Origin of the sequence: Cellulophaga baltica, assembly GCF_018861125.1 — a bacterium.
GTDB lineage: Bacteria > Bacteroidota > Bacteroidia > Flavobacteriales > Flavobacteriaceae > Cellulophaga > Cellulophaga baltica_A.
On the sequence record NZ_JAHKQN010000013.1, the window covers coordinates 555,437 to 573,110 of the forward strand.

16 protein-coding genes are annotated in these 17,674 nt (G+C 30.6%); 2 read left to right on the forward strand and 14 right to left on the reverse strand.

Annotated features, from left to right (window positions below):
• Positions 1 to 15: 15 nt before the first annotated feature.
• From accB to pdxA, 5 genes are all read right to left on the reverse strand, one after another.
• Positions 16 to 504 carry an acetyl-CoA carboxylase biotin carboxyl carrier protein gene (gene accB, locus KO500_RS05180; protein WP_215955437.1) on the reverse strand — a complete coding sequence of 163 codons (489 nt, stop codon included), beginning with the start codon at positions 502 to 504 and terminating at the stop codon, positions 16 to 18.
• Between the two features lie 28 nt (positions 505 to 532).
• Positions 533 to 1,531: a beta-ketoacyl-ACP synthase III gene (locus tag KO500_RS05185; protein ID WP_215955438.1), complete on the reverse strand. Its 999-nt coding sequence runs from the start codon at positions 1,529 to 1,531 to the stop codon at positions 533 to 535.
• Positions 1,532 to 1,712: 181 nt separating this feature from the next.
• Complete coding sequence (rpmF, locus tag KO500_RS05190) at positions 1,713 to 1,910, reverse strand: 50S ribosomal protein L32 (protein WP_215955439.1); 198 nt, start codon at positions 1,908 to 1,910, stop codon at positions 1,713 to 1,715.
• A gap of 6 nt (positions 1,911 to 1,916) precedes the next feature.
• Positions 1,917 to 2,453, reverse strand: coding sequence for a YceD family protein (locus KO500_RS05195; protein WP_215955440.1), 537 nt, complete (start codon positions 2,451 to 2,453; stop codon positions 1,917 to 1,919).
• A gap of 142 nt (positions 2,454 to 2,595) precedes the next feature.
• Complete coding sequence (pdxA, locus tag KO500_RS05200) at positions 2,596 to 3,651, reverse strand: 4-hydroxythreonine-4-phosphate dehydrogenase PdxA (protein WP_215955441.1); 1,056 nt, start codon at positions 3,649 to 3,651, stop codon at positions 2,596 to 2,598.
• A 59-nt stretch (positions 3,652 to 3,710) separates the two neighbouring features.
• Here pdxA and KO500_RS05205 point away from each other — a divergent pair, with 59 nt between their 5' ends.
• Positions 3,711 to 4,301, forward strand: a complete 591-nt coding sequence (locus tag KO500_RS05205; RefSeq protein WP_215955442.1) for a riboflavin synthase — start codon at positions 3,711 to 3,713, stop codon at positions 4,299 to 4,301.
• 55 nt (positions 4,302 to 4,356) lie between these two features.
• Positions 4,357 to 5,112 carry a sulfite exporter TauE/SafE family protein gene (locus KO500_RS05210; RefSeq protein ID WP_215955443.1) on the forward strand — a complete coding sequence of 252 codons (756 nt, stop codon included), beginning with the start codon at positions 4,357 to 4,359 and terminating at the stop codon, positions 5,110 to 5,112.
• Between the two features lie 674 nt (positions 5,113 to 5,786).
• On the opposite strand, the gene KO500_RS05215 is transcribed toward KO500_RS05210, so the two are convergent.
• From KO500_RS05215 to KO500_RS05255, 9 genes are all read right to left on the reverse strand, one after another.
• Positions 5,787 to 7,313: a hybrid sensor histidine kinase/response regulator gene (locus KO500_RS05215; protein ID WP_215955444.1), complete on the reverse strand. Its 1,527-nt coding sequence runs from the start codon at positions 7,311 to 7,313 to the stop codon at positions 5,787 to 5,789.
• A 1-nt stretch (position 7,314) separates the two neighbouring features.
• Positions 7,315 to 7,803, reverse strand: a complete 489-nt coding sequence (locus KO500_RS05220; RefSeq protein ID WP_215955445.1) for a Rab family GTPase — start codon at positions 7,801 to 7,803, stop codon at positions 7,315 to 7,317.
• Positions 7,790 to 8,638: a cell envelope biogenesis protein OmpA gene (locus KO500_RS05225; protein ID WP_252732426.1), complete on the reverse strand. Its 849-nt coding sequence runs from the start codon at positions 8,636 to 8,638 to the stop codon at positions 7,790 to 7,792. Before KO500_RS05225 ends, KO500_RS05220 begins: the two co-directional genes overlap by 14 nt.
• A 15-nt stretch (positions 8,639 to 8,653) precedes the next feature.
• Positions 8,654 to 9,016: a fructose 1,6-bisphosphatase gene (locus tag KO500_RS05230; protein ID WP_215955446.1), complete on the reverse strand. Its 363-nt coding sequence runs from the start codon at positions 9,014 to 9,016 to the stop codon at positions 8,654 to 8,656.
• Between the two features lie 279 nt (positions 9,017 to 9,295).
• Positions 9,296 to 10,573, reverse strand: coding sequence for a DUF3500 domain-containing protein (locus KO500_RS05235; protein WP_215955447.1), 1,278 nt, complete (start codon positions 10,571 to 10,573; stop codon positions 9,296 to 9,298).
• 93 nt (positions 10,574 to 10,666) lie between these two features.
• Entirely contained in the window at positions 10,667 to 11,353 is a 687-nt protein-coding gene (locus KO500_RS05240) for a LytR/AlgR family response regulator transcription factor (RefSeq protein ID WP_215955448.1), read from the reverse strand.
• Positions 11,350 to 12,426, reverse strand: coding sequence for a sensor histidine kinase (locus KO500_RS05245; protein ID WP_215955449.1), 1,077 nt, complete (start codon positions 12,424 to 12,426; stop codon positions 11,350 to 11,352). Before KO500_RS05245 ends, KO500_RS05240 begins: the two co-directional genes overlap by 4 nt.
• A gap of 68 nt (positions 12,427 to 12,494) precedes the next feature.
• Positions 12,495 to 13,934 carry a rubredoxin gene (locus KO500_RS05250; RefSeq protein ID WP_215955450.1) on the reverse strand — a complete coding sequence of 480 codons (1,440 nt, stop codon included), beginning with the start codon at positions 13,932 to 13,934 and terminating at the stop codon, positions 12,495 to 12,497.
• A gap of 11 nt (positions 13,935 to 13,945) precedes the next feature.
• On the reverse strand, positions 13,946 to 17,476 hold the full coding sequence (locus KO500_RS05255; protein ID WP_215955451.1) for a nitrate reductase: 3,531 nt from the start codon (positions 17,474 to 17,476) through the stop codon (positions 13,946 to 13,948).
• Positions 17,477 to 17,674: the final 198 nt, after the last annotated feature.

A 17,674-nucleotide genomic window follows, 5' to 3' on the forward strand; every position in this document is an offset into this window, starting at 1 on the left:
AACATTTAAAATTTCTTATGATGGATCTACCAAAAATAATGGTTGATCAAATTCTACAGGAGAAGAATCGTCCACAAGAACTTTTACTATTTTACCTGAAACTTCAGATTCAATATCATTGAATAATTTCATAGCTTCAATAACGCAAAGTACGTCACCTTTATTTATTACACTACCAACCTCAGTAAATACAGGCTTATCTGGCGAAGGTTTTCTATAAAAAGTACCTATAATTGGTGATTTTATAGTGATGTATTTATCATCTTCACTAGCATCCGCTTTTGCAGCAATCTCAACAGCTGGTGCTGTAGGCTCGCTAGCAACTGGTACCTGTTGCATCATTGGATTATGTTGCATAGGTATCTGTTGTACATATGACGTAGATTCAGAAGGTTCACTACCAGTACGGATAGTTATTTTGATGTCTTCCATCTCTAATTTAACCTCACTTGCACCTGATTTAGCTACAAATTTAATTAAGCTTTGAATTTCTTTAATATCCATCGAATTCTTGTTTAATAATAGTTTGTTTTTATTTTGAATTATAAGCCCATTTCAAATATATAGACCCCCATGTAAATCCTCCACCAAATGCAGCAAATACAATATTATCTCCTTTTTTTAATTGACTTTCATAGTCACTTAACACTAACGGTAAGGTCGCTGATGTAGTATTACCATATCTCTCAATATTCATTAATACTTTTTCATCTTCTATCCCCATTCTGTTTGCAGTAGCATCAATAATACGCTTATTAGCTTGGTGTGCTACTAACCAATCAACATCTTTATCAGTCAAATCGTTTCGCTCCATAATATTTGCAGCAGCATCTGCCATATTAGATACAGCAAATTTAAAAACGGTTCTACCTTCTTGAAAAATAAAGTGTTGTTTATCTTTTACGGTTTCCTCTGTAGCTGGCATAATAGATCCACCCGCATTCATGCTTAAATATGATCTACCTGAACCATCAGAACGTAAATATTCATCTTGCAAACCTAAACCTTCTTCATTAGGTTCAAAAAGTGCGGCTCCTGCGCCATCACCAAAAATTATACATGTAGTTCTATCTGTATAATCTATAATAGAAGACATTTTATCAGCCCCTATTAAAAGTACTTTTTTATACTTGCCAGATTCTATAAAACTTGCCGCTGTTGACATTCCGAATAAAAAACTCGAACAAGCTGCTAATAAATCAAAAGCAAATGCGTTTGTTGCTCCAATTTCTGAAGCTACGTAAGCCGCAGTTGAAGCTACTAATGTATCAGGGGTGGCTGTGCCTACTAAGATTAAATCTATTTCAGAAGGATCAATGCCTCTTTTTTTTATTAAATCTTCAGCAGCTTTAATGGCCATATAAGATGTACCTGCTCCTTTCTCTTTAAGAATTCTTCTTTCTTTTATTCCTGTTCTAGTTGTGATCCATTCATCATTAGTATCAACTAGATCCTCCAACATTTTGTTGGTCATCTTAAACTCTGGGACATAGCCCCCTACAGCTGTAATAGCCGCTGATAGTTTACTCATTTAGAAACGATTTTGCGCTAAAAACATTAAAAAAAGGATAAATTTAGTGAAAAGTAGTGATTTTCCACGACTTTTCATCTCTTTTTGAATTAAATCCCTTTATTTCAAAAATTGAAATAGTTTCATAAAAAAACTCCCACTTATTTCAAGTGGGAGTCTATATAACTGTATGTGAAGCTAATTATGCAACTGCTTCTTCTGTATTATCAATCAAAACCTGACCTCTGTAATATAATTTACCTTCATGCCAGTGTGCTCTGTGATACAAATGCATTTCACCAGTAGTTGGGTCTTTTGCAATTGTAGGGGCAACAGCCTTGTAATGCGTTCTTCTTTTGTCTCTTCTAGTTTTGGAAATCTTCCGTTTTGGATGTGCCATTTTAACTTATTTATCCGTTAATAACTTTTTTAATGTATCCCATCGGGGATCCGTTTCTTCACTTTTATTTTCTTTTACCTCTTTTGGATGTAATTCTTCTAGTTTATCTAATGCGTCTGATTTTAAAGTTCCATCCGAAACTCCTGGGTGAACTTTTTTCAAAGGCACTGCTAAAACCAGCATCTCATATACATATTGTGATATATCAACTTGAAAATCTCCATGTGGAAGAATTAATATTTCATCATTATCGTCATTAAACTCCTCACCAAACTTTACTACCAATTCTAAATCAGCCTGTATTGGTTGGTCATAAGCTTCACTAGTGACATCACAATATACATTTACAGTACCGCTAGCCGTCATTTCTAACTCCAACATTGTACTAGATTTGTTTAACAATACTTCTAAATCAACAGTAGCATTATTAAACTCATTATATTCAAAAGATTCAAAGAACGTATTATCAATCTTAAAATTAAATTTATGTTTTCCTTGCTTCAATCCAGAAAAAGGAATCACAAACTCTCTATGCTTCTTCATGTTTGACACTTTAATTAGTGCTCCAGCCAATCAAAGGCGGGTGCAAAGATACTATTATTTTACTAAAACCCAACTTTTTAAGTTAAATTGTATTATACAAGTATAATTACTGAAATTTACAAAAAGATTTTCAACAATTCACTTATCTGTAATCACGTTTTAATCTTGTTTTTTTCAATGGGTTTGCTGTAAGCTCTTTATACTCTTCTCTATTTCTAAAAATCTTTATAGCTGTAAATACTGCTTCTTTAAAAGAACTGTGGTCTGCCTTCCCTTTTCCAGCAATTTCATAAGCTGTACCATGATCTGGTGATGTACGCACCTTATTTAAACCTGCCGTATAATTAACACCTTTACCAAATGATAAAGTTTTAAAAGGTATTAATCCTTGATCGTGGTATGCTGCCAATATTGCATCAAACTTTTGATAACCGTCTGTTCCGAAAAAACTATCTGCTGCATATGGGCCATAAATTAATGATCCAGTATCAAAAACTTCTTTAATTACAGGTTTTAAAATTATATCATCTTCTTTACCTATAATACCATTATCGCCACTATGTGGGTTAATGCCTAAAAGTGCAATCTTTGGTTTCGTAATCCCAAAATCTACTTTTAACGAATTTTCAATGACATTAATTTTATTTTTAATTAATTCAGGTGTAATAGCTTCAGCTACATCTTTTACGGCAATATGATCTGTTAACAAACCTACTTTTAAAGTGTTAGTAACCATAAACATCAAACTTTCACCTTCTAACTCTTGCGCTAAATAATCTGTATGACCAGGAAAATTAAAATCTTCTGCCTGAATATTATTTTTATTTATTGGTGCTGTAACCAAAACATCAATACTACCATCTTTTAAAGCGGCTACAGCCGCACGTAATGATTTTATTGCAAAATCTCCTGATTCTTTTGTTGCTTCTCCAAATTTTACTCTCGGAACTTCTTTCCAAACATTAACAACATTTATTTTACCATCAAGTGCTTTTGAAGCATCATGAATACCATTATAATTGATGTCTATTTTCAATTCTCCTTTTTGATAAGAAATCGTTTTATTAGATGCAAAAATAACCGGAGTACAAAAATCTAACATTCTAGAATCTTCAAAAGTTTTTAAAACAACCTCACATCCTATACCATTTAAATCGCCAATTGATATTCCTACTTTTATTTTTTGTCTTTCCTCCATATTAATTTATGGGTTTATAGTAATTTTACACTACAAAACTACTTAATTAAAACGACAACATGTTTACAGGTATAATTGAAACTTTAGGAGAAGTTAAAGAGTTAAGAAAAGAGGATACCAATTTACACATTAGTGTAAATGCTACAATTACACACGAATTAAAAATTGACCAAAGTGTTGCTCATAATGGTGTATGCTTAACTGTTGTTGCAATTGATGGTGACAATTATACAGTTACTGCTATTGATGAAACGTTACAAAAAACCAATTTAGAACATTTAAATGTTGGTGAGGCTATTAATTTAGAACGCGCAATGATTTTAGGTTCACGTTTAGATGGCCATATTGTACAAGGTCACGTTGACCAAATAGGAACTTGTATTAATATTGAAGAGAAAAACGGAAGCTGGTTTTTTACTTTTGAATATGATGCTACACTTAACAACCCTACTATTGAAAAAGGGTCTATTACTATTGATGGTACTAGTTTAACAGTAGTAGATTCTAGTAAAAATACATTTAGCGTTGCTATTATACCTTATACTTATGAAAATACACGCTTTAATACTTATAAAGTTGGTACCATAGTAAATTTAGAATTTGACGTAATTGGAAAATACGTATCAAAACTAATGGCCAACAGAGGGTAATACAAATTAATTAATTGGTTTACCTTATATATAGTAAGCTACCAAAACACATCTATTGTTGCTACTTATTTACACAGACATATCTACAACTTCATGGATATTATCTGTAATTGCTATTATTATTTTAGGTTTATCAAAATCTGGTTTAAAAGGTATTGCTATTATTGTTGTTTCATTAATGGCAATTGCTTTTGGCGCAAAAGAATCAACAGGGCTTATCGTTCCAATTTTAATTGTTGGTGATATTTACGCTGTAATTTATTACAACCGCCATGCTCAATGGCATTATATAGTAAGGTTTTTACCCTGGATGATACTAGGGGTTATCTTTGGTGCACTTATAGGAAAAGATTTAGATGAGCATACGTTTAAAATAGGTATTAGCACTATAATCTTAGTAAGTGCCGGAATGATGTTTTGGTGGGACAGTCGAAAATCTATAAAAGTGCCAACCCATTGGGCATTTGCTGGCTCAATGGGAATTTTATCTGGCATAACTACTATGATAGGTAACTTAGCAGGTGCTTTTGCTAATATCTTTTTTTTAGCATTACGTTTACCTAAAAATCAATTTATAGGAACTGCTGCCTGGATATTTTTTATTGTAAATATATTTAAGCTTTTATGTCACATATTTATATGGAAGACCGTATCATTAAGCACTCTTGGTATTAATTTAACACTACTACCTGCATTATTCATTGGGTTGTTTATAGGTGTAAGAGTTGTGAAAATTATAAAAGATGATTTTTATAGAAAAATGATTTTAGTGCTAACTGCAATAGGTGCAATAATTATTTTATTAAAATAAAAAAAGGGTATTTGAAATTGCTCTCAAAATACCCTTTGGGGAACATAACAAACAAACTGCTTATTCAACCATTAAGCAATTCACACTGTTATCATTTAGCACTTTTATAACATGGTTAGTGTTTGTTTTGCGCTTTATTTAAATCTTCTTTATCCAAATCAGCTTTAAGAATCATTTGATCTTTATTAGTATTCGTTAATATTGGGGCTGCTAGAATCCAAACTGAGATACACAATAAACCCATACATATTGACGATAATAAATGCTTCATATATTTTTATTCTCTGATTTTCTATTTACTTTTTTCTTAACTAAATGCGAACATATTAAAATATAAATTGTTAATATTAGGCATAGTGTACTTATTACAAAGAAAACTTCAACCCAAAATGACAAGTCCATATATTCTAATTTCTTAAAAAGTTATCTCAAAATTTCCATTTTGATTTATTCTAATACTTAAGAACACTTCAAATGTATGGAGCTAACTACAATTTTGATTATGGATAAAAGGGCAAATTTAAAACTTCGATGAAATGCTTCGTAAAATCGTTTAAAAACATTAATGTAGTTTTTTTCCTACATTAAGAGATTAGAATCAAGCAATTTTTAAAGAAAATAGTAAGATTACATTTTTTATATGTATACCTATTTTTAATAAAAAAGATTACAAATTATAAGTGTTTAAAAATCAGACCTATTAAGTCTTGATCATCAAAAGGTTTAGCGATAACAGCATTCATACCTGCTTTTTTAAAGCCAGCAAAGTCATCTTCGAATGAATAACCTGTTAAACCGATAATTGGTATTTTCTTAATATTCTTAAAAGGGAAGTCTCTTATTAATCGTGTTACTTCATCTCCCATCACATTAGGAAGGTTAATATCCATTAATATTAAATCGTAATCATCATTGATAAGCTTTTCCATTACCAAAGCACCATCATTAACAAGGTCTATATAAAAATACCCTGTATTTAATAAAAGCTTAAAAAGCACTGTTTGAACATTAATATCATCTTCAGCTAATAATATTCTATACTTTTTATCAGTTTTTCTTTTTGAACTTTTTTTAGTGCTTTTTTTATTAGTGTTTAATATTGGCTTTGTAGATGTTTGTAATGGTTGCTTTAGACTAATATCAAAATAAAAATTTGATCCTTCGCCTATAGACGAAGATATTTTAATTTCACTATTCATTAAATCTAATAAACCTTTAACTATTGATAAGCCTAAACCACTACCTGGGTTTTCAGTTGCTGTTTTTAATTGTGTAAAACTTTCAAATATAGTTTCAAAATTATCTTTTGAAATACCAATACCAGAATCAAGAACTTCAAAACGCATGTTTACTTTATTCGCTCTTTTCTGATTAAAGGTTATGTTTAAGGTAATTTTTCCTTCATTAGTATATTTGAGTGCATTGTCTAAAAGGTTTGTAAGTACTTGATACAATCGCAATCGATCACCCTCAACATAATCAGGAGCTTTTTTATCAATATTAATTTCAAAACTTAATCCCTTTGAGGCTGTTTTAGTATTATAGGTAAATGTTATAAGTTCAAATAACTGAGAAAGACTAAATACATTTTCACTTAATTTTAATCTACCTGAAGATATCATACTTATACTTAAAATATCTTCAAGTAAAAGCTTAAGGTTGGCATTTGACTCTTGCAAAAACTGAATCATATTTTCTTGCTCAGATGTCAAACTTGTACTTGAAATGATTTTTGTAATAGAAATAATACTCGTTAGCGGATTACGCAATTCATGACTAAAATTTCGAATAAAAAGATTTTTAAAGCGCTCTCTTTCTTCTAGCTCTGCGTTTTTTATAGTAATTAATTCCCCATTAATGATAGATTCATTTCTAGTTTGTGCTATGGCCTGATAAGCAATGTAATGCGATGTATAATCAGAAATAACAACTAAGAAACCAACATCTTTTTTTGAAAATTGAATATCAGTAACATACTCATTATTATCAACAACAATATGTACACAATTAAAAACTATCTCGTCTTCTAAAGTATCCTTTATCGAAATAAAACATTCAAAAAATGGATGAATATCTATTAAATGAGAATTGGATTTTATAGCCAAAAAAGCTTGGTCAGACTCTAATATTGTACCTTCAAAATCAGTTAATATAAACTGAACATTTTTAGTAGCATATTCTTGTTGAAATTTTTTAAGCATATTATTTTATCAACTTTGCTAATTCAAAAAACATATCATTAACCGTATCACCAGTTTTTGCACTTGTTAAAAAATTGGTCTTGATATTATTCTCTTTAAAAAGGGTTTCTAATTCTGAAACCACTACCAAATCTACTTTGTTACCTACTACAAAAAGTGGCGTTGTTGGTAACTTTGATTTTATAATCTCTAAATCAGTATTTAGAGATTGAAAAGTTGACGGTCGTGTTACATCAAATACAAAAACAACACCATGTGTACCTAATAAGTACGCATCACGAATAGTTTTAATTTCGTCAGTACCTTCAAGATCCCATAAAATTAAAGACATGGTATCTTCAACTTCAAACTCCACAACTTTTTTTGTGATGTGTACGCCAATTGATACTTTATAGTTATCAGAAAAGCTGTTTTCAACAAACCTTCTAATTAACGATGTTTTACCAACTCCGAAATGCCCTAGCACTACAATTTTTTTAGATAATTGCATTTTCGAATTTTTTATTTAATTGTTTTTCTAATGAAGCTCTACTCACTTTTTCTTTCTTTTCATTACCATCAGAAGAAAATAACGAATCTAAATTTTTACCCATAAAATCATCATAAAAATCAAATATTAAATCTTGCACTTTATCTTTTGCCTCTAATGAATAATTACCAGATATTACTACAGCAACATAATACGATACAAAACTTTGAAGGTGAATATTATATAATTCGTACTCTATTAATTCTAAATTTTGATTTTTCTGTCCAAAAGCATCTTCTACAAAACCTTTGATAGCAGTAAGCATCCCTGAAATCATATCTTCATCAATAGTTTTTGTTTTTGAGTAACTAGCTGCTAATATCCCAGAACCTCTTTCTATTAATAAAACTTGTTCAATGGTTGAAACAGAAAGATTACTTATTATAATCTCTTCCTCTTTTACGCCACTAAACCATGATTTAAATTTAATATTCCATCTTTTTGCTGATAATTGTTTGCTAATCTTGTTGGAAAGCATTTTAATTTCTTGAGCAATATATTTTTTAATCATTTTACCCAAAATTGGATATAATGCATCAACAATTTCTTCTTTGTTTTTTCGAATCTCTTCTTTTAATGTAGCTGTAATTGCAGGGCCTAATTTTGTAGGTATTTCTTCAACGAAATCATCTAATTGTTTTGATATAATAGGATCTACTTTTTCAGAAAGTTTATCTTTTTCTTCAATCGTTTGCTCAATAACACCTATACGATCAGCAATTTTTTGTACGAATACGCGGTCATCAGTAAACAAAATGTCCCTTAAAAGCTCGACTTTGTCTTTTTCAACCATCATAAACAGCTTTTAAAACTACTTTTTTGTTACTTTTTCTCCTAACTCGATTAGTAGATTACCAAGCATATTTTTATCTAACTTCTCATCATCAATCTGCTCAATTCTATCTTCAAGTTTTTCTTCTAAAGCAGTAATTCTAATATTCACATCAGTTGAGACAGAATCAATTGCAGTATTTAAATCTGTCTTAACTTCTTCAATAAGTTCATGTAATATTTTTTTCTTCTCAAGTATATCAGCCTTAAGAAGCTCAAATTCAGAGTTATATGCTTTTATATCTTCTCCAAAGATGATGTTTTTTATTAAATCAATCTTTGAGCCATTTTGCTCATCTTTGTTTCCATTTAAATCTATTACCGACTTATTATTTGTTGACATATGTGAAGAAATTGGATGAATAAAAAAATTACGTTATGTTCCCTACTTTTTATCTATATATAATACAGCGTCTTTTTAGTTGAAAAAAATGTATTTAAACGATAAATAAGTTCGTAAAGTTACTGAATTGTAGCGAAAACTACAACAATTCTACTTTAGCGCAATTATTCAAATTTTTATCTGAATGTATTTTAAAATAAAAAGCTAGAATTGAATACTAAAATTCAACTCCAGCTTTAAAACTTAAATATTAAAAAAACACTACAATCTATTTGATAATTAAAATAAGTTTTTAAGGGTATAATCAAAATTCACTTCACTATTTTTATGGTGATCTGCCATTGCATAATGTTCAAAAAGAGTTTTTGGACCATCTTGATTAATCATATAAGCAAAAATACCATAATCACCTCCATTATCTGTTTCAGGATTATTTGGTATACGTGTTATGGTATGAATGTGATTATAATCTTCAATAGTGTTTGCATTTGCACCAGTTGAGCCCTCTGTATTAAATTCTGCCCATAAATAAGGGTTATAAATTCTATAATAAAACTCTGATGTTGCTGTAGGTGATGTATCTTGATCGTTTATCCAAACAAAATACGTATCATCAATATTCTCCATTATATCGGTCCACCAAACATCAGCAAATGTATCTGTCATATTATAAACATACTCTTCCATAACTAAAAGTAGGTTAGCTTGTGCAGTAGCTGACATATCAGAATATTTTAACCCTGTTGCAAAACCTGAATAATCATAAGTACCAATATACGGATCTGGATCACCATTTTGATCGGCCGCACCAACCTCAAGAGAATGTGACGTCGATGTAGTCGCTGCTGAGGCAAGCTCATCGTCATCTAAACTATTATATAAGTCTAAAGCTAAATCTCTTTCATCAGAAAAAATATCAAAATCTTCTCCATTATAAGTATCTGCTGCAGGTTCACCACCTAAAAAAGCAGGAACAATTGAAACATTATCACCGTGAACTAAAAAATTAACTGCACAATGGTGACCATCTAATTGAAAACCCCATGAACCACTAGTTTCTGGGTCTCCAAACATATCGATTGAATAATATTCTGGGTTCCAGGTATCACTACTTACTTCACTTAACCACCCTTCTGATAGTTCTGTAATTTCATACACTTTTTGGTAGCCTTGAGTACTTAAAAACAATTGTAAAATTTCTTTAAAATCACTTAACTGCGTATCAGTTAATTCTCCATAAGTAATACCATCTCTATTATCATCATTTGCTGGCGTATTATGCCACAAATAAAATCTTTCATTATCTAAACAAGTGGATACATCTTCTAAAAGTGATTCAGAAAGTGAAGCTCTAAAGCTTACTACTGCAGCTCTCATTGTTTCAATTTCAGTATCTGTTGATTGGTCAACTGTACCATCGGTTGTACATTCTGTTGTGGTTGTAGTGTCATCATCAACGTCTACATCTGTATCATCAGAAGTGTCATCTGAACCACATGATAGTAATAAAGCTGAAATGAATAAAAATAATACGTAATTAAATTTTTGAATTATCATTTTCTAGTTTTTTTCTATTAAATCATAAAACTAGTTTGAGAATTTAAAAGATTGAAAAAAATGAGATAAACCCTTAAAACTTTGCGATAAGTACTAATTAAAAAAAGTTGACAAATGTTTTTTATAGCTATTACCTATGGGTAATTTCTCATCTTCAATATGAATATCTGTTGCACTTACCGTTTTAACCCATTTTCTTGAAACTATAAAAGATTTATGAATTCTTACAAAATTATCCGCTGGAAGTTTATGAAGTATGCTTTTCATGGTTGCTCTGGCAACTATAGTCGTTTCATTTTTTATGTAAATTTTCACGTAATCATTCATTGCTTCAAGGTAAACGATTTGCTTTAATGGTATACGGTTTAATTTATAATCTGCCCTAATGGCCAAATGAGTATTTTTCTCAACACTATCTAATTCAGACTTTATTAAATTACATATTCTATTTACAGCTTTTTTAAAACGATCTAAAGAAAAAGGTTTAAGCAAATAGTCTACAGCATCAACATTAAAACCTTCAACTGCATATTTATCAAAAGCTGTTGTAAAAACTACTTTAGAGTCACAATTTAAAGATTTATAAAAATCAAAACCATTATTCTTAGGCATTTCAACATCTAAAAAAATAACATCTACAGGAAATTTATTTAAGAAAAGCTTGGCTTTATTATGACTTGTAAATGTTTTAACCAAATTAACCTCAGCTATTGAGTCGCAATAGATTTTAATAACTTCTAATGCTAAGGGTTCATCATCTATGGCAATTGCTGTTATCATCTTAACTTTATTTGCAGGTTAACGGTATATGTTTTTAAACCATTTTTAATATTTAATATATAGTCATTTTCATAAAACAGATCTAATTGTTTTCTAGTATTTTGTATTCCACGCTCTGTTGATTGTATTGAATTTTCTTTTAAATTAACAATCGTGTTCGTTACTTCTAAATTCAATTTACTACCAACAACAACCATACTTATTGTAATATTTGAGCTGTTTTCAACATCTGAACCATATTTAAAAGCATTTTCTATAATGCAAATTAAAACAAGAGGTGTTATATTATATTTTTCAAAGTCTCCTTCAAAATGTGTTTTCAAATTAGTTTTATCAGTCAACCTTAATTTTTGGAGATCTATAAAATCTTTAATATAATTGACTTCTTGACCTAAACTTATATACTGCTGATTGCTTTCTGCAACAACATAACGCATCAGATTAGATAATTTTAAAATTGCTTCAGGTGCTTTTTTTGATTTCGATAATGATAAAGCATACAGGCTGTTTAAGGTATTAAATAAAAAATGAGGATTTATTTGAGATTTTAAATATGAAATTTCTGCTAGAAGTTTATCATTAGCTGTTTTATACAAACGTTCATTTACCCTCAAAAATAAAGACAAAAAGAAGATGCCTATATATTGTAAAAAATGATTTTGACTTGATGCTAATATGCTGAAAAAACTAAAACCATCCTGAGTTTTATGTGGCCTATCTCGCATATGAAACCCATTTGTAAAATCTGAATCGTCAATCACAACTTGAGGGAATTCAATAACCAATAAATAACCCAATACTAAGAACAGCGTAAAAAGGTACCATTTTTTCTTAAAGTAAAAATTAGGAATTATAATGTAATAACTAAAGAAAAAGAAAAACGTTAATAGTGAATAACTTAAAAAATTTCTTTGGAATGGTTGTATACTGAATAACGCTACATCTGAATTAATATCGGGTGAGGTTACAATAGGTATTGAAAGTAAACCTAAACCAATTAATAAATTAATTAATAGTTTTTGGTTTTTAATTACGTTTACCTTTCCCAACATACTCCCAATATCTCCACTCAATTAAAACAAACTTACTTTAAATTATTTTTTTAAGCTTTTTTTAATGAAAATATAGCGATAATTTATGATTAAGAAAACTGTAATTCTTTTTTTTCAAAGTTAGATTTGGGTGCCTCGCATACAGGGCAAGAATAACTATCAGATAATTTTTCAAATTTTGTACCCGGACTAATATTAGATTTTTCGTCACCATAAGTTTCATCATAAACGGTAAAACATGACAAACATTGGTGTACTGCTCTTACATCAACATCAACATCTTTAACATTCTCATCGCTTATAATTTCTATTCTACCTAACTGTTCAAAATACTTTTTACTGAGCTCCATTAATAAACCTGGTAATTCAATTTTATCAACATCATGAGCGTAAGCTTCATAAACCTGCGTATTCGGATCAAAATTTTTAAAATGGAGTACATTATATGTTGGGCGAACAGCAAAATCTTTTACAATTTTAGGTGGCGTATTCTTTTCAACAATTACTGAAGCAAAATGAGAACGCTTACCGGTATCATTACTTAAACCAAAAGTAAGACCGTAAGTACTTATATCATTCTGATCAAAACTTAAAACCAAAAACTTTTTCAATTCAAGTGCCTCTTTGTCATCAACAGGAACATGCCAATTCATTTCTAATTGCGAATGACGAATGTTTATTCCCCATTGCCCTAAGAATTTTTCTAAATCTTGACGACATTGCTTTTTAACACCTTTAACTATAAACGATTTCCAAGGTGTTATGCATATTTTACCAATACTATTATCTAAACAAAAACCACAAAACTCTTTTAAAAAGCTTAAATCATAATTATTATTCCGCCAATATAAACCTAACCAATACTGGTCTAAGCCCATTCTATTTACACCTTCATAATACGGAAAAGTAAGGTATGGCACTTCTAATTCCTTTTCCATCGTTTTATTATTTGTAGATAAATTTTTATTTAGAATAAAAAATAATTCATCTATATCTTGAACATCTTCGTAAATATCTTCAATAGTTTTTGATATCGTATTTATATCCCAACTATAAACCAAAACAGGATAATTCGCAGCCTCTTTCCAGTGTGGTAATTTTACATTCAAATACCAATAATCTTCACTTTCTGATGCTATAAAATTTAAATTACCATTAAAGATTGGCACCAAACGTTGTTTTGGATCTGTAATATTAATTTTTAAATGAGGTAGATAATCAAAACCTTCAAGAATGTATAAATACGTTGACCCTTTTAACCAATAGGTCATATCAAAAATATCAGCACAAACGTAAGATGATACTATATTTTGATACGATCGTTCACTAACTATATCCGTATTAAATTTAGAAATACTTTCTAACTGCTCCTCTTTACTCTTATCATTTAGCGGAAAAAGAAAATCTTGACGAGAACCAAAATAAACTTCTTTAAGACCTGCTGTCTCAAGCATAATAATAATATCTTTCAATTCACCTGGTGAAGTAACTCCACCTTTTATTAAAATTCTATGTAAATCATCATTCATAATAGCACAGTTTATTTAGTAAGTTGCAATTGATTGTGAAGTATTTCTTTTATTTCGGGTTTACAGCTACCACAACCTAAACCACCGCCAGTTTCTGAGCATAACTTAGTAAAATCGCTACATCCACCTTGTATAGCCTCTATCACATTACCTTCACCAACTTGACTGCAAGAGCAAATTAGCTTCCCTTTCATTGGCGCTGTATTAGAAGCTCCTCTAAGTAATTCATTTCTTTTCTCTGATAGTTCAATCTCTTCTTCAATTAGGCGTTTAAATTCAGCAAATTCATTTTTATCACCCATTAAAATAGCGCCTTTAAGTGTATCATCTTTTACGATACATTTTTTATAAAAACGCTTACTAACATCCATTAATATAATTTCTTCATAGCTAGAATCTCCTTGTGGAGAATTTACCATACCAATACTACACAAGTCTAAGTTTTCAAACTTTAAAATATTCATTAGAACAGATCCACTATAAATACTGCTAAAATCACCTAAAATATAATTAGCCGCAATATCTGCTTGTTGCTCTGCTGCTGATGTAATTCCAAAAAGTGAATTATTAAATTCGGCTATTTCACCTAATGCAAAAATTGAAGGGTTTGAAGTTTGTAAATATGAATTTACAACAACGCCTCGCCTTGTTTTTAAATTGGTCTGTTTTGCTATTTCAATATTTGGTCTTGTACCAATCGCATAAACAATAGCATTACATTTTATCGTCTTTCCTGTTTTTAAATTTACTAACAAAGTATGATTGCTTGTTCGCTCTTCAAAAACAGTACTAACCTCGTTATCAAAATATAAGTTTATACCTCGTTCAGCAACATCTTCAGCTAATAATCTACTTGCTACACTATCTAACTGACGCTCCATTAATCTTGGAGCTCTCTGTATGATACTAATATTAACATGTATCTTTTTTAAAGCTGCTGCAAGTTCTAAACCTAACAAACCACCACCAACAATAACCACATGTTGCTCTTCATTTGGCAGGCCAGTTTCATGTAGGTATTTTTTAAGTTTATCTGCATCACCTCGTTCGCGCATAGTAAAACGACCTGGCAAATTTATTTGCACATCACTAGGCACAAAGGCACGGCTACCGGTAGCCATCATTAATAAATTAAAAGAATGCACTTCACCGTTTTCATCAGTTACCGTTTTTTCTTCATCATTAACTTTTGAAATTCCTATTCCGGAATGCAGTTCAACATCAAGCTTATTTAACTCCCCTTTTTTTAGTTTTTCTAAAGCTTCCCAAGAAAGCTCATCACTTACGTATTCTGGCAACAGTACACGGTTATAAAAAGGATCTTTTTCTTTTGAAAAAACATGCAACTCATCAACTTTATTTTTCTCTCTATACGATTGAATAAACCTATATGCTGCAGCACCAGCACCAATGATGATAATTTTTTGTTTTGGTTTCTCAAATTTTTCAACTTGTACAGCACAGTATTTAAAATCTGGCTCTTTTGATACTGGGTCTACAATATCATTGGTTAAATTATTAGCCCTACCAAAATCATTATTCAGTACTTTACCCCAATGCATTGGTAAGAAAACTACACGTTCTCTAATATCAAAATTAATAGTAACCTTAACTTGTACTTGACCTCTTCGGCTTTTTATAACTGCAATATCACCCTCACTTAAATTTCTCAAATAAGCATCAACCCTATTCATTTCTAAATAAGGGTCAGGAATATGCGTAAGCAATCGTTTTACTTTACCTGTTTTTGTACGCGTATGCCATTGATCACGTACTCTCCCCGTATTTAGCACTAAAGGATAATCAACATTTGTTTCTTCCGATTTGTTATATAGTGCAGTGGGTGCATTAAAATGTACTTTTGTATCTGGTGTGAAAAATATTTTATCATTAAAAAGTCGTGGTGTCCCTGGATGCGTTGCATGTGGCACGGGCCATTGGAAACTTCCTTCATTTTTCAATCTGTCATAAGATAAACCAGTGATATCAATATTGGTATCTTTAGTTAATAAACAATGTTCATCATAAACTTCACTCGCATTATTATAATCAAAACCTTCAAAACCCATAGCTTGAGCAAAACGCCATAATATTTCAACGTCAGGCAAAGCCTCACCCGGAGCATCAATAACTTTTGGTAAATAACTAATTCTGCGTTCAGAGTTAGTCATTGTACCTTCTTTTTCTAACCAACCAGCTGCTGGTAGTAATAAATCGGCGAATTTTGTGGTTTCAGAATTATAAGAAATATCTTGAACCACTACAAAGCTTGCTTTTTTTAATGCTCGTTCTACCTTATTAACATTAGGCATGCTTACTGCCGGGTTAGTACATATAATCCAAATTGCTTTTAATTTGCCTTCATCAAGCGCATCAAACATTTCTGTTGCTGTATAGCCAGGCTTCTCCTGAATAGATTTACCTCCCCAAAAATCTGAAACTTCTTTTCTATGTTCTGGGTTGTCTAAATTTTTATGTGCAGCAAGTAAATTAGCCATACCACCTACTTCTCTACCACCCATCGCATTTGGCTGTCCAGTTAATGAAAAGGGACCTGCACCGGGTTTACCTATTTGACCCGTAATTAATGATATGTTTAATAATGCAACATTTTTTGAAACCCCAATAACACTTTGGTTGAGCCCCATTGTCCACATACTAATAAAGCCTTTAGCATTACCAATATATTGTGCTGCTTTTTTAATTTCATCGGCAGGAATACCACATTTTTCTGCTGCTTGACGAACCGTTAATTGAAAAGCACTTTCTTTACATGCTTCAAAATTTACAGTATGTTTTTTAATGAAATTTTTATCTATTTTCTTCTTGTCTATTAAAACACGTGCAATAGCATTAAACAGAATAACATCAGTACCTGGTAATATTTGCAAATGCAAATCTGCCGAAGCACAGGTTTGTGTTTTTCGAGGGTCTACTACTATTATTTTTACATTTGGGTTTTCTTCTTTATGTTTTTCTAATCTTCTGAATAAAATAGGGTGACACCAAGCTGGGTTTGCACCTGCAATTAAAAAACAATCTGCTAATTCAATATCAGCATAAGCAATTGGAACAGAATCTTCACCAACCGTTTTTTTATACCCAACTACTGCTGAACTCATGCAAAGTCTTGAATTGGTATCAATATTATTACTACCAATAAAACCTTTTATAATTTTGTTCGCTAAGTAATACTCTTCAGTTAAACATTGTCCAGACACATAAAAACCTACACTATCTGGTCCATGTTTGTCTATAATTGTTTTAAAAACTGCTGCTGCTCTATCAAAAGCGGTATCCCAACTAATACGTTGCATTGGGTGATTTCTACTCCAACGCATTTCAGGGTATAAAATACGATCAGTTGTATCTTGAGCTACGTAATTTAAGTTTTTACCTTTAGAACAAAGCATACCCGTATTTACGGGATAATCAGGATCTCCTTCTACACTAATATTCCCTTTTGAATCTTTATCAACCAAAATACCACAACCTACGCCGCAGTAAGAACAAATTGATTTATGTGTTGTATTTTTTTGCATGATTATTCCACTAAATACTTGATGTATCAAAATTAACATTCGAAAGATACAAAAATACGTATAAATACGTAGTTAAAATTTAATAATTATTAACCGTTAGTTTTACTAGTATGATAAATAAATGGCTTTAAAAACATTCATTCCTATTTTCAAAAAAGACTTTTTAAAGTTAAATTGCCAATAAGGAAAATAGCTACA